The sequence below is a fragment of the Stenotrophomonas sp. STEN147 genome, assembly GCF_056757995.1.
In genome coordinates this window covers 1-12,906 of the sequence record NZ_JBRRCG010000033.1, presented here as the reverse complement: position 1 = coordinate 12,906, position 12,906 = coordinate 1, and the positions used below count along the sequence as shown (strand labels likewise).

Below are 12,906 nucleotides of genomic sequence, written 5' to 3'. Positions count from 1 at the left end.
TATCTTTCGCAAACTATCACGGGTGCCGGCCCAGGCCCGGGGGTTGTGCGGGCGCGCCCGGCGGGGCGCGCGGGGCTGGCCCCGGCGCTACCGGAATCACACACCCTGGCAGAAGGCGGCGTAATCGATATAGCCCGGGAACGCCATGCCCGGCGGATGTGCCTGCCCGTGCCGCTGCGCTCGCCGGGCGTGGCCCGGCGCTACCGGAATCACCCGCCCCGGCAGAAGGCGGCGTAATCGATATAGCCCGGGAACGGCACGCCCGGCGCGCAGACCGGGCACTGCGGGTCCGGGCCGATGCCGGTTTCGCGGAAGCGCATGCCCAACGCATCGAAGCGCAGCAGACGCCCCACCAGGGGCTCGCCGATGCCCAGCAGCAGTTTCAACACCTCGGTGGCCTGCAGCACGCCGGCCAACCCTGGCAGCACGCCCAGCACGCCGGCCTCGGAACAGTTCGGCGCGAACTCCGGCGGCGGCGGCTCCGGGAACAGGCAGCGGTAGCAGGGCGCGACGCCGCGCTGGCGGCCGGCGTCGAACACGCTCACCTGGCCGTCGAAGCGCTCGATTGCCGCATACACCAGCGGCAGCCGGTGCTTGATGCAGGCATCGTTGAGCAGATAGCGCAACGGGAAGTTGTCCGAGCCATCCAGCACCACGTCCACCCCGTCCAGCAGCGCGTCGACGTTGTCGGAGGTGACCCGCTGCGGCACGGCTTCAATGTCGATGGCGGGATTCAGCGCCAGCAGACGCTCGCGTGTGGAGTCAACCTTGAGCTGGCCGACACTGGCTTCGGTATGCACGATCTGGCGGTGCAGGTTGCTGCGTTCGACGCGGTCGTGGTCGGCGAAGCGCAGGTGCCCGACACCGGCCGCGGCCAGGTAGAAGCCGGCCGGTGCGCCCAGCCCGCCCGCGCCCAGCACCAGCACACGCGACTGCTGCAGGCGACGCTGGCCCGCCTCACCCACCTGCGGCAGCAGCAGGTGGCGCGAGTAGCGATCGAAGAAATCGCGGTCGGCAGCGCTGGCCACGGGCTGCACCAGCGGCAGCGCCTGCTCGCGCCAGGCCACGGTGCCCCCGGCGACCGACGCCACGTTTGCGTAGCCGGCATCGAGCAGGGCCTGCGCGGCGTCGGCCGAACGCTTGCCGGTCTGGCAGATCAGCAGGATTTCCTGTTCCGGGCGTGGCAGGTGCGCGGCCGGGTCGGCCTGCAGTTCCGCCCTGGCCACACCGCGGGCGCCTTCGGCCATGCCACCGGCGCGCTCGTGCGCCTCCCGCACGTCGATCAGCACGGCGCCATGGGCCAGGCGGTCATGCGCCTGCGCCGGGGAAAGCTCTCGGATGCTCATGGCGCCATTATCGCGCAGGCCCTGCCCGCCGAGCGTCCCAGGGGTCACATCCCTGTTCCGAAGGAAAAGGGATCTGACCCCATTCCCCGTCAAACGAAAAAGGCGGCCCTGCGGCCGCCTTTCCGGTTACTTGCCCTTGACGTGTTTCATCAAGCGCCGCTTGGCCTTGATCTGCCGTTCGGTCAGCACGTTCTTCTTGCCCTCGTACGGGTTGGCACCTTCGCGGAACAGGAACACCACCGGCGTGCCGATCAGCTTGAAGCGCTTGCGGAAGAAGTTCTCCAGGTAGCGCTTGTACGACTCCTGCAGCTCCTTCAGGCGCGTGCCATGCACGATGAAGGTGGGCGGGTTGGCCCCGGCCGGGTGCACGTAACGCAGCTTGGAGACGTGGCCGCGGATGGTCGGCGGCGGGTTGGTCTCGTAGGCCACTTCCAGCGCCTTGTTCACTTCGCTGGTGGTGAACGTCTTGTTCGCCGATTCGTGGGCGCGGTGCACCGCACGGAACAGCTCACGCAGGCCCGAGCCATGCTTGGCCGAGATGCGCACCGATTCCGCCCACGGCACGAAGCCCAGCTTGAGCGACAGCATGGTTTCGGCCTGCTCGCGCTGGTACTCGGTCAGGCCATCCCACTTGTTGATGGCGATCACCAGGGCGCGGCCGGCGTCGAGCACGGCCCCCAGCACGGTGGCGTCCTGGTCGGTCACGCCTTCGGTGGCGTCCAGCATGAGCACGGCCACCTGGCACTGCTCGATGGACTGCATGGTCTTGACCACCGAGAACTTCTCGACCACCTCGTCCACCCGCGAGCGGCGACGCAGGCCGGCGGTGTCGATCAGGCGGTATTCGCGGCCATCGCGTTCCAGGTCCACCGCGATCGAATCGCGGGTGGTGCCGGGCACGTCGGAGGCGATCATGCGCTCCTCGCCGAGGATGCGGTTGACCAGGGTCGACTTGCCCACGTTGGGGCGGCCGACAAAGGCGATGCGCACACGGTTCGGATCGTTGTCCAGCTCTTCGCCACTGCCCTCTTCCGGCAGGCGCTGGATCACTTCATCGAGCAGATCGTCCAGGCCCTGACGATGCGCGGCCGAAACCGTCAGCATCTCGCTGAAACCGTAGCGCGCGAATTCCGAGCGCACGGCCATCTCGTCGGTGCCGTCGATCTTGTTGATGAGCAGCAGGGTCGGACGCGACAGCTTGCGCAGCCACGACAGGATCTCGTCATCCAGCGCCGACGTGCCCTCGCGGGCATCGACGACGAACAGGATCAGGTCGGCTTCGGCGGCAGCGGCCCGGGCCTGACGCGTAGTAGCGCCCGCCAGACCCTCGTCTTCCCCGGCGATACCGCCGGTGTCCACGACGAGGAAATGATTGTCCTCGTCGAGGCGGCAGACGCCGTAGTTGCGATCACGGGTGACGCCGGGCTGGTCATGGACCAGGGCGTCACGGGTGCGGGTCAACGCATTGAAAATGGTCGACTTGCCGACATTCGGCCGTCCAACCAGGGCGACCAAAGGCAGCATCGCGATTACTCCGTATTAATTTGCCAACCGGAAGGCGGTCAGCTTGCCATCCACGTTCTGCACCAGCAGCACCCCGTCGACGACGATCGGCTGGGCCAGCAGAGCTTCACCGCCGCTCTTGGCCCGCGCCGCCATCGCGCCATCGGACGTCTGCAGCCAGTGCACGTATCCCTTGTAGTCGCCGACCACCACGTAGTCGCCGTGCAGTGCCGGGCCGGTCAGCAGGCGCCGGGCGAGCCCGGTCTGCGACCACATCGCCGCGCCACTGGCCTTGTCCAGGCCAAACACGCCACCCTTGTTGTCGGTGACGAACACATTGCCCGACGAGACCGCCACGCCACCGGCACCGCCGTGGTCGCGCGCCCACAGCGGGCGACCGGTCGGGCCTTCGATGGCCATCGTCTGGTTCTTGAAGCTGCTCACGAACAGCGTGTTGCCATCGAGCACCGGCGCACCGTCGATGTCGGCCATGCGCTCCAGCTCGGTGCGCCCTTCAGCGCTGCCCACGTTCTGTTCCCACAGGGTGCGGCCATCCTGCATGGCCAGCGCGGCGATGGCGCCGTCATCCCTGCCGATAAACAGCACGCCCGGACCGGTCACCACCGGCGCATTGCCACGCACGGTCAGCGCCGGCAGTTCGCTCGGGTTGAACCAGCGCTGGGTGCCGTTGCCCACGTCGAAGGCGGTGATGCGGCCGTCGTTGCTGCGCACGAACACCATGCCCTGGGCCACCGCCGGCGCGGCGATCACTTCGCCGGGCACGCGGGCGCGCCACTTCTCGCTGCCGTCATTGATGTCCAGCGCGATGACCTGGCCGTCGAGCGTGCCGATCACGACGAGGTTCTCGCCAACACCCGGGCCACCGGACAGGCGCAGCTTGTCCTTCTTCTTTTCCTTCTTCGGCTCCCAGGTCCAGACCTTCTTGCCGGTCTGCAGGTCGATGGCGTGCACGCCACCGGTGATCGCCGCAGCGAACACGTGACCGTTGGCCACCGCCGGGCCCTGGCGCACGCCGATGCGACGCTCACCCTTGCCCAGATTGACCGACCAGGCCTTGTTGACCTTCAGGGTCGGCTCGAACTTGACCAGTTCGGCCGGCTCCTGCGCCTTCTTCGCTTCCGCGTCCTTGCCGGCGAACCAGCCCTTCATGGTGCTGCAGCCGGACAGCGCCACGCCGAGCAGCAGCACGGTGGCGACGCGGGTGATCATGACCTTCTGACTCATCAAACCGACTCCGCAGGGGCGGCGACGGTGCCGCCGGCGTCCATAACCTTGGTTTCCAGCAGGCGCCGCTGGGGCGCCGCCACGTCCAGCGTCTTCAACGCCTTCTCGTACTGTTCGCGGGCGGCATCACGCTTGCCCTGGGCCATCAGCGCATCGCCATGGATCTCCAGGCTGCCGCTGTCGGTGGCGCTGCCCAGCAGGGAGATGGCCTCGTCGGCCTTGCCGGTAGCGACCAGCAGGCGGGCCACGCGCTGGTCGACCACGCGCTGCAGGTCTCCTTCGACCTTCACGCTGCGCAGCGTCGCCAGGGCTTCTTCATTCTTGCCGGCGTCGACCTGGGCCTTGGCCAGCTGCAGCGCCGCGAGGTCGCCGTAGATGCTGGAGGGACCGGCTTCGAGCGCCTTCACCGCCTTGGCGGCGTCGTCGAGCTTGTTCTGCTGCAGACCCACCAGTGCCTTCTGGTATTCGACATTGGCCGAGGCCAGCTTGCCGCCCTGCTGCGTCTGCCACCACTGCCAGCCGGCGATGGCGCCGATGGCGATGGCCACGCCACCGATGATGCTGGCGCCATTCTTCCGCAGCCAGCTGCGGACGCGTTCACTTTGTTCGTGCTCGTCGAGCAGATCGTCGATCGCCATGCGTACTCTCGCCCCGCCCATCGGGAGGGACCATTGGGATTATCGAAGGTGGTGAAACCGCGCCTCAGTGCGAAACCGGGACCACGGAGCCTTCAGAGGATACCTGAAAGCGTGCCACGTTGGCTCGCTGGTAGGGCGCCAGATCGACGATAGCGCCGTTCTGCTGAACCTGGACCGCCGAGGCGTTGCCCAGAGTGACCCGGGTCACCTGGCCCGGGGTGAAGCTTCGGCTCTCGCCCGACCGGATCAGCGCCTTCTCGACGGTGCTGCCATCGGGGCCGCCGATGTCGACCCAGCTGTCTCCGTTGAACTGCATCTCCAGCGTGGTGCCGGCACCCGCCGCAGTGGCGGCCGGACGCGGTACCGGCGCCAGCGAGGCGACGTACGGGGTCGCGGCCGGCTTGGCGGTGGACGCCACCGAGGTCTCCGTCGATGCCACCGGCTCGGCGCCGTCGGCGGCGGGGGTGACCGGCACGGTCGCCGGGATCACGTCCAGCGAGGCGGTGTTCGGCGACGGCGTGCCGCCATCGAAATGGCCGCGCGTGGCGAACCACACCGGCACGGCCAGCACCGCGGTGATGCCGACATACAGCACGCGCCGGCCGAGGTTCTCGGCGATCCGGCGCGCACGCGGGGTATGGGTATGGCTGACCAGGGTCGGCGGGACCACCGGGCCCACCTGGGCCTGCTCCAGCAGTTCGCTCACATCCACATTCAGCAGGCGCGCATAGCTGCGCAGCTGGCCGCGGACGAACACCGGCGCACCGAGCTTCTGCCACTGTTCTTCTTCCAGCGACCTGACCACCTGGACCGGCATGCGCAGCCGCTGTCCGACGTCGTCAAGGGTCAGTCCGGCCGCCTCGCGGGCCTGGCGAAGGCGGGTGCCACAGCCGGCCGCAGTCTCGAGAGCGCTCACAGTCTGGTCATCAATCACAATGCATCAACCCTGGAGTTAGGAGCCCGCATCCTGCGGAAATTCCTGTCGAATCCGCTGCAGATAGCGATCGGATGCTGCGTGATCGCCCAGCCGCGCCTCGATTTGAGACGCAAGTTGTAACACGGAACGTGTTGCGGGTGCAGCCGAAATCCTGCGCTCGGCGAAGGCCCGGGCCTCCATGTAGCGGCCCTGGCGGAAGCTCAGCTGGGCCATCGCCTCCAGGGCGACCGGGTTGGCCGGAGCCACCGCGAGTGCCGCGCGCAGGTCGCGCTCGGCCCGTTCGGGCTGCCCCGCGTCGAGCGCACAGCCCCCCGCGTTGGCCTGCGCCTCGGCGGGCGTGGCATAGCCCGGCGCCTGCAGCGCACGATCGAACCACACCAGCGACTCGGCGGCCTGCCCCTGCTGGCACAGCCAGGCGCCATAGTTGTTGAGTACGTCACCGCGCTGCGGGGCCAGCTCTGCGGCCCTGCGGAAGCCCTCGCCCGCCTGCCGGGTGCGGCCGCGGCGGTCATCGATGCCGGCCAGCAGGACCAGTGCGTCAGGCTCGTCGGGCTGCAGCTTCAGCACCTGGCGGGCCTTGCTCTCGGCACCGTCCAGATTGCCCAGCTGCATGTCGCGCGAGGCCAGCACCAGCAGATCGTTCACGCGCACCTGGCGACGCACGCCGTCCGGGTCACGCACCGAATAGACCGGCGCTTCGCTGGGACCGAGCCGGCCCTTGGGCGTGGAGGAGCAGGCACCGACCGCCATGGCCAGCACGCCCGCAAGCAGCGCCAGCCGGAAGCGGTCAGGCGGCCGCATCGCTCCCCTTCCCCGCCTGCAGCGTCTTGTTGAACTCCGCCTGGCGGCGGGTGCGGTCCATCACCTGGCCCTTGAGCTGGCCACAGGCGGCGTCGATGTCGTCGCCGCGCGTGCGGCGGACCATCGTCAGCACGTTGCTGTCGAGCAGGATCTTCTGGAACGCGCGGATGTCGGCTTCCTCGGAACGCTCGTAACGGGTGCCCGGGAACGGATTGAACGGGATCAGGTTGACCTTGCCCGAGTCTTTGGCCTGCACCGCGTTGTCGAACTGGCGCATCAGCCGGGCCAGCTGCCGGGCATGCTCGGGCTGGTCGTTGATGCCCTTCATCAGGGTGTATTCGAAGGTCACCGACTCGCGACGCTTGTTGGCGCGCAGGTAGCGCGCGCACGAGGCCATCAGCTCGGCGATCGGGTACTTCTTGTTGAGCGGCACCAGCGTCTCGCGCAGCTCGTCGTTCGGTGCGTGCAGCGACACCGCCAGGGAGACATCACTCTCGCTGGACAGGCGGTCGATCTGCGGCACCAGGCCGGACGTGGACAGCGTCACGCGCTTGTTCGCCAGGCCATAGCCCAGATCGTCGCGCATCACGCTCATGGCACGCACGACGTTGTCGAAATTCATCAGCGGCTCGCCCATGCCCATCATCACCACGTTGGTGAGACGGCGCATCTGGTGCGGCACGTTGCCCAGGTGGCGCGCAGCCACCCACACCTGGCCGATGATCTCGGCGGTGGTCAGGTTGCGGTTGAAGCCCTGGGTGGCGGTGGAGCAGAACGTGCAGTTCAGCCCGCAGCCGACCTGCGAGGACACGCACAGCGTGCCGCGGGTCTTGTCCGGGATGTACACGGTCTCGATGGCGTTCTTGCCATCCACGCCCATCGCCAGCAGCCACTTGTGGGTGCCGTCGGCGGAGGGCTTGTCGAACACGATGTTGGGAACGACGACCTCGGCATGATCCTGCAGCTTGGCGCGCAGGACCTTGCCGAGATCGGTCATCTCATCGAAGTCGGTGACGTAGCGGTGGTGGATCCACTTCATCACCTGGTGGGCACGGAACTTCTTCTCGCCGAGAACCTCGACGAAAAACGTCTCCAGGCCCGCGCGATCGAGGTCGAGCAGGTTCTGCTTGCCGGCCGTGGGTGCCGACTTCGGCAGCGGCTGGATGGCGGGTGTCTGTACGACCTCGTTCACGGCATCACTCTCAGCGCGAGACGACTTCGGTCGCGGCGAAGAAGTAGGCGATTTCGATCGCGGCATTCTCGACCGAGTCCGAGCCGTGGGCGGCATTGGCATCGATGGATTCAGCGAAGTCGGCGCGGATGGTGCCCGGCGCGGCTTCCTTCGGATTGGTGGCGCCCAGCAGGTCGCGGTGGGCCAGCACGGCGTTCTCGCCTTCCAGGGCCTGGATCATCACCGGGCCGGAGATCATGAACTCGACCAGGGCGTTGAAGAACGGACGCTCGCGGTGCACGGCGTAGAAGCCTTCGGCTTCACGGCGCGACAGCTGCTTGTACTTGGCGGCGACGACCTTCAGGCCGGCCTTTTCAAAGCGGGCGTAGATTTCGCCGATGACGTTCTTGGCAACGGCGTCCGGCTTGATGATCGAAAGGGTGCGCTCCAGCGCCATGGGATGTCTCCAATGGAATCGGGCCGCTGATGGCCCGAAGGGTACATGAAAAAAACCCGCGTCGGAACGCGGGCTTAGCCTGATAAACGTAGGCGAATTGTAAAAGATAAAGCGGCGCGGTGGTAGTGCGCCCCTGGCTGGCGGCGCGTGGCGCCGGGTTCAGAGTCCCTGCGGGGATCCGCCCCCGGCTGTACCCCATTCACCCACCTGAGTGAAATCTGACCGGACCCCGCATTTTGCTGCACTGCAAAATGCCATACGCTGCCGTCTGGTTCTAGTATCAAACAATCGTTTGATTAAGGTCCGCCTGCCGATGGCCAAGCCCGCCCACTTCTCGACCAAGGACCGGATCCTCGGTGCCGCGGAGGAGCTGTTCGCCCTGCACGGCTTTGCCGGCACGTCGCTGCGCCAGGTCACCAGCCAGGCCGACGTCAACATCGCCGCCGTCAACTACCACTTCGGTTCCAAGGAAAACCTGGTCAACGAGGTGTTCCGCCGTCGCATGGACGAGATGACCGGCGCCCGCATGGCCCAACTCGAACGCGCCCGCAGCGAACACCCCGGTGAACTGCGCCCGGTGCTGGCCGCCTTCGTGGAGCCGGCGCTGGCGCTGGCCCAGGACCGCCAGAGCGGCGGCGCCTTCGTCCGCGTGATCGCCCGCGCCTACGCCGAAAAAAACGACAACTTGCGCAAGTTCCTGTCCGACCATTACGGCCACGTGCTGCGTGCGTTCGGCAAGGCCATCGCCGAGTGCGTGCCTGACCTGAGCAAGGAAGAGCTGTACTGGCGGCTGGATTTCCTGGCCGGCTCGCTCACCTACGCCATGGCCGATTTCGGGCTGATCAAGCGTCCCGCCGGTGTCACCGAAGCGGCGCATCGTGCCCAGGCAGCCCACGAGCTCATCCATTTCGCCGAAGCCGGGTTCCGCGCCGCCGCACGCAGCGGCAGCGCCCTGCCCGCCTCCGCCTGATTCCACCCAGTAACTGCTGACCAACAAAGGCCCTTACACCATGTCCAATTCCCTGCTAGTCCGCCGCGCCGCCGTGCTGGGTGCCGGCGTCATGGGTGCCCAGATCGCCGCCCACCTCACCAACGCCGGCGTCGACACCGTGCTGTTCGACCTGCCCGCCAAGGAAGGTCCGGCCGATGGCATCGTGCTGAAGGCAATCGCCAACCTGGGCAAGCTCAGCCCGGCGCCGCTGGCCAGCAAGTCGCTGGCCGAAGCGATCACCCCGGCCAACTACGAGTCCGGGCTGGAGCAGCTGAAGGACTGCGACCTGATCATCGAGGCCATTGCCGAACGCATGGACTGGAAGCAGGACCTCTACAAGAAGATCGCTCCGTTCGTGGCCGATCACGCCGTACTGGCGTCCAACACCTCCGGCCTGGGCATCAACAAGCTGGCCGACGTGCTGCCGGAACAGCTGCGCCACCGCTTCTGCGGCGTGCACTTCTTCAATCCGCCGCGCTACATGCACCTGGCCGAACTGATCCCGGCCTCGACCACCGATGCTGCCGTGCTGGAAGGCCTGGAAGAGTTCCTGGTCACCACCCTGGGCAAGGGCGTGGTCTACGCCAAGGACACCCCGAACTTCATCGGCAACCGCATCGGCGTGTTCTCGATCCTGTCCACCATCCACCACACCCAGCAGTTTGGCCTGGGCTTTGACGAAGTGGACGGCCTGACCGGCCCGCTGGTGGGTCGCCCGAAGTCGGCCACCTACCGCACCTCCGACGTGGTCGGCCTGGACACCATGGCGCACGTCATCAAGACCATGGGCGACACCCTGCCGAACGACCCGTGGCATGAATTCTTCAAGTCGCCCAAGTGGCTGGACGCGCTGATTTCCAAGGGCGCACTGGGCCAGAAGACCGGAGCCGGCATCTTCCGCAAGGTCGGCAAGGACATCGTCGTGCTCGATCTGGAAAAGCAGGACTACCGTCCGGCCGACCGCAGCGCCGCACCGGAGGTGGTCGAGATCCTGAAGATCAGGAACCCGGCCGAGAAGTTCGCCAAGCTGCGCGAGAGCCAGCATCCGCAGGCACAGTTCCTGTGGGCGACCTTCCGCGATCTGTTCCACTACAGCGCCTACCACCTGGCCGACATCGCCGAGACCGCGCGCGACGTCGATCTCGCGATCCGCTGGGGCTACGGCTGGTCGCTGGGCCCGTTCGAGACCTGGCAGGCCGCGGGCTGGAAGCAGGTCGCGCAGTGGATCGCCGATGACATCGTCGCCGGCAAGAGCATGAGCAATGCCCCCCTGCCGGACTGGGTCTTCGATGGCCGCGACGGCGTGCACGCCGCCGAGGGCAGCTACAGCCCGTCGCGCAACGCCAAGCTGCCGCGCTCGTCGCTGCCGGTGTACCAGCGCCAGCGCTTCCCGGATCCGCTGCTGGGCGAAACGTTCGCGCCGGGCGAGACCGTGTTCGAGAACGATGGCCTGCGCATGTGGCACGACGGCGACGGTATCGCCGTGGTCAGCTTCAAGACCAAGATGAACACCGTCTCCGACCAGGTGCTTGATGGCCTGCAGGAATGCGTCTCGCGCGCCGAGAAGGACTTCCAGGGCCTGGTGATCTGGCAGCAGAAGGAGCCGTTCTCCGCCGGTGCCGATCTGGCCGGCGCACTGGGCCTGCTGCAGGCCGGCAAGGTCGACCAGTTCGAGCAGATGGTCGCCAACTTCCAGCGCACCAGCCAGCGCATCAAGTACTCGCTGGTACCGGTGGTGGCTGCCGTGCGCGGCCTGGCCCTGGGCGGTGGCTGCGAGTTCCAGATGCACAGCGCCAAGACCGTGGCCTTCCTGGAAAGCTATATCGGCCTGGTGGAAGCCGGCGTCGGCCTGCTGCCGGCCGGTGGCGGCCTGAAGGAACTGGCCGTGCGCGCCTCGCAGGCCGCAGGTCCGGGCGGTGACGTGTTCGCCGAACTGAAGAAGACCTTCGAGACGGTGGCCATGGCCAAGGTGTCCAACTCGGCGGTCAACGCCAAGGAACTGGGTCTGCTGCGCAGCACCGACAAGGTGGTGTTCAACAGCTACGAGGCGCTGTACATCGCCAAGGCCGAAGCCCGCGCGTTGGCCGAAGCCGGCTACCGTCCGCCGCTGCCGGCACGCCGCATCCAGGTGGCCGGCGACGTCGGCATCGCCACCTTCAAGATGATGCTGGTCAACATGCTGGAAGGCCGCTTCATCAGCCCGTACGACTACGAGATCGCCGAGCGCATCGCCACCGTGCTGTGCGGCGGCAAGGTCGATCGCGGCACCCTGGTTGATGAAGAGTGGCTGCTGACCCTGGAGCGCAAGCACTTCGTCGAACTGGCCCAGCAGGAAAAGACCCAGGCCCGCATCGCGCACATGCTCAAGACCGGCAAGCCGCTGCGCAACTGATTGATGGCGGATGCCGGCCCCGGGCCGGCATCACCTGCTGTGGCAGTCGAGCATGGCTCGACTCTACAAAACCTATTCGAGAGATCACTGCAATGACCAAGCAAATCCAGGACGCCTACATCGTCGCCGCCACCCGTACCCCGGTGGGCAAGGCGCCCAAGGGCATGTTCCGCAATACCCGCCCCGACGACATGCTTGCCCACGTGCTGCGCAGCGTTGTCGCGCAGGCGCCGGGCGTGGACGTCAACCGCATCGATGATGCGATCATCGGCTGCGCGATGCCGGAAGCCGAGCAGGGCATGAACGTGGCGCGCATCGGCGTGCTGCTGGCCGGCCTGCCGAACACCATCGCGGCGCAGACCGTCAATCGCTTCTGCTCCTCCGGCCTGCAGGCCGTTGCGCAGGCCGCCGATGCGATCCGCCTGGGCAACGCCGACCTGATGCTGGCCGGCGGCACCGAGTCGATGTCGATGGTGCCGATGATGGGCAACAAGATCGCGATGGCACCGAGCGTGTTCGACAACGACCATGTGGCCATCGCCTACGGCATGGGCATCACCGCCGAGAAGGTGGCCGAAGAGTGGAAGGTCTCGCGCGAAGAGCAGGATGCCTTCGCCCTGGCCTCGCACCAGAAGGCGATGGCTGCGATCCAGAACGGCGAGTTCAAGGACGAGATCAGCCCGTACGAGATCGTCTCGCACCTGCCGGACCTGGCCGATGGCCAGCGCATCATCACCCGCAACAAGGTTGCCGATACCGACGAAGGCCCGCGCCCGGATTCCTCGGCCGAAGGCCTGGCCAAGCTGCGCCCGGTGTTCCGCAATGGCCAGTTCGGTGGCACCGTCACTGCCGGCAACTCGTCGCAGATGAGCGACGGCGCCGGTGCCGTGCTGCTGGCGTCGGAACAGGCGATCAAGGACTACGGTCTGACTCCGCTGGCGCGCTTCGTCAGCTTCTCGGTGGCCGGCGTGCGCCCGGAAGTGATGGGCATCGGCCCGATCGCCGCGATCCCGAAGGCACTCAAGCAGGCCGGCCTGAACCAGGATCAACTGGACTGGATCGAGCTCAATGAAGCCTTCGCCGCGCAGTCGCTGGCGGTGATCCGTGACTGCGGCCTGGACCCGGACAAGGTGAACCCGCTGGGGGGTGCGATCGCCCTGGGCCACCCGCTGGGTGCCACCGGCGCGATCCGTACCGCGACCCTGCTGCACGGCCTGCGTCGTCGCCAGCAGAAGTACGGCATGGTGACGATGTGCATCGGCACCGGCATGGGCGCGGCGGGTATTTTCGAGGCGCTGTAAGGTTCAAAGCGTTGCCTCGTTGGGCTTCATGGCGTGGGCCGGGTTGGCAGGGCTGCCTGGGACACGCCGTGAACCCATCCATGGGGGCTCGATGGCGCCATCCATGGCGCCAACGGTCCCAGGC

The 12,906-nt window shown here is 67.2% G+C and carries 11 protein-coding genes; 3 read left to right on the top strand and 8 right to left on the bottom strand.

Annotated features, from left to right (window positions below; translation table 11 throughout):
• Nucleotides 1–209: 209 nt before the first annotated feature.
• The 8 genes from moeB to ndk form a co-directional block, all read right to left on the bottom strand.
• Nucleotides 210–1,346, bottom strand: a complete 1,137-nt coding sequence (gene moeB / locus ACVOKU_RS18450; RefSeq protein ID WP_481560583.1) for a molybdopterin-synthase adenylyltransferase MoeB — start codon at nt 1,344–1,346, stop codon at nt 210–212.
• Nucleotides 1,347–1,472: 126 nt separating this feature from the next.
• Nucleotides 1,473–2,870 (bottom strand): ribosome biogenesis GTPase Der, encoded by a 1,398-nt coding sequence (der, locus tag ACVOKU_RS18445; RefSeq protein WP_053520183.1) that lies wholly within the window; start codon nt 2,868–2,870, stop codon nt 1,473–1,475.
• 15 nt (nt 2,871–2,885) lie between these two features.
• On the bottom strand, nt 2,886–4,094 hold the full coding sequence (gene bamB / locus ACVOKU_RS18440) for an outer membrane protein assembly factor BamB (protein WP_053520184.1): 1,209 nt from the start codon (nt 4,092–4,094) through the stop codon (nt 2,886–2,888).
• Complete coding sequence (locus tag ACVOKU_RS18435) at nt 4,094–4,732, bottom strand: YfgM family protein (protein ID WP_053520185.1); 639 nt, start codon at nt 4,730–4,732, stop codon at nt 4,094–4,096. The genes bamB and ACVOKU_RS18435 overlap by 1 nt, the downstream gene beginning before the upstream one ends.
• Nucleotides 4,733–4,796: 64 nt before the next feature.
• The gene (locus tag ACVOKU_RS18430) at nt 4,797–5,666 is read right to left on the bottom strand and encodes a RodZ domain-containing protein (protein WP_065175051.1); all 870 of its coding nucleotides are present in this window, start codon (nt 5,664–5,666) and stop codon (nt 4,797–4,799) included.
• A gap of 18 nt (nt 5,667–5,684) precedes the next feature.
• Nucleotides 5,685–6,470: a type IV pilus biogenesis/stability protein PilW gene (gene pilW / locus ACVOKU_RS18425; RefSeq protein WP_065181337.1), complete on the bottom strand. Its 786-nt coding sequence runs from the start codon at nt 6,468–6,470 to the stop codon at nt 5,685–5,687.
• Nucleotides 6,457–7,662: a dual-specificity RNA methyltransferase RlmN gene (gene rlmN, locus ACVOKU_RS18420; protein ID WP_053520188.1), complete on the bottom strand. Its 1,206-nt coding sequence runs from the start codon at nt 7,660–7,662 to the stop codon at nt 6,457–6,459. Before rlmN ends, pilW begins: the two co-directional genes overlap by 14 nt.
• A gap of 10 nt (nt 7,663–7,672) precedes the next feature.
• Nucleotides 7,673–8,098: a nucleoside-diphosphate kinase gene (ndk, locus tag ACVOKU_RS18415; protein ID WP_005409295.1), complete on the bottom strand. Its 426-nt coding sequence runs from the start codon at nt 8,096–8,098 to the stop codon at nt 7,673–7,675.
• Between the two features lie 313 nt (nt 8,099–8,411).
• On the opposite strand from ndk, the gene ACVOKU_RS18410 reads away from it, so the two are divergent.
• The 3 genes from ACVOKU_RS18410 (at nt 8,412) to ACVOKU_RS18400 (ending at nt 12,782) form a co-directional block, all read left to right on the top strand.
• Nucleotides 8,412–9,068 (top strand): TetR/AcrR family transcriptional regulator, encoded by a 657-nt coding sequence (locus ACVOKU_RS18410; protein WP_065175050.1) that lies wholly within the window; start codon nt 8,412–8,414, stop codon nt 9,066–9,068.
• A gap of 40 nt (nt 9,069–9,108) precedes the next feature.
• Nucleotides 9,109–11,481 (top strand): 3-hydroxyacyl-CoA dehydrogenase/enoyl-CoA hydratase family protein, encoded by a 2,373-nt coding sequence (locus tag ACVOKU_RS18405; protein WP_128989545.1) that lies wholly within the window; start codon nt 9,109–9,111, stop codon nt 11,479–11,481.
• Nucleotides 11,482–11,573: 92 nt separating this feature from the next.
• Nucleotides 11,574–12,782, top strand: coding sequence for an acetyl-CoA C-acyltransferase (locus tag ACVOKU_RS18400; protein WP_074901393.1), 1,209 nt, complete (start codon nt 11,574–11,576; stop codon nt 12,780–12,782).
• Nucleotides 12,783–12,906: the final 124 nt, after the last annotated feature.

Coding starts and splice junctions, on each gene's coding strand:
- moeB (WP_481560583.1), bottom strand. CDS start 1,346: ATGAGCATCCGAGAGCTTTCCCCGGCGCAGGCGCATGACCGCCTGGCC.
- der (WP_053520183.1), bottom strand. CDS start 2,870: ATGCTGCCTTTGGTCGCCCTGGTTGGACGGCCGAATGTCGGCAAGTCG.
- bamB (WP_053520184.1), bottom strand. CDS start 4,094: ATGAGTCAGAAGGTCATGATCACCCGCGTCGCCACCGTGCTGCTGCTC.
- ACVOKU_RS18435 (WP_053520185.1), bottom strand. CDS start 4,732: ATGGCGATCGACGATCTGCTCGACGAGCACGAACAAAGTGAACGCGTC.
- pilW (WP_065181337.1), bottom strand. CDS start 6,470: ATGCGGCCGCCTGACCGCTTCCGGCTGGCGCTGCTTGCGGGCGTGCTG.
- ndk (WP_005409295.1), bottom strand. CDS start 8,098: ATGGCGCTGGAGCGCACCCTTTCGATCATCAAGCCGGACGCCGTTGCC.
- ACVOKU_RS18410 (WP_065175050.1), top strand. CDS start 8,412: ATGGCCAAGCCCGCCCACTTCTCGACCAAGGACCGGATCCTCGGTGCC.
- ACVOKU_RS18405 (WP_128989545.1), top strand. CDS start 9,109: ATGTCCAATTCCCTGCTAGTCCGCCGCGCCGCCGTGCTGGGTGCCGGC.
- ACVOKU_RS18400 (WP_074901393.1), top strand. CDS start 11,574: ATGACCAAGCAAATCCAGGACGCCTACATCGTCGCCGCCACCCGTACC.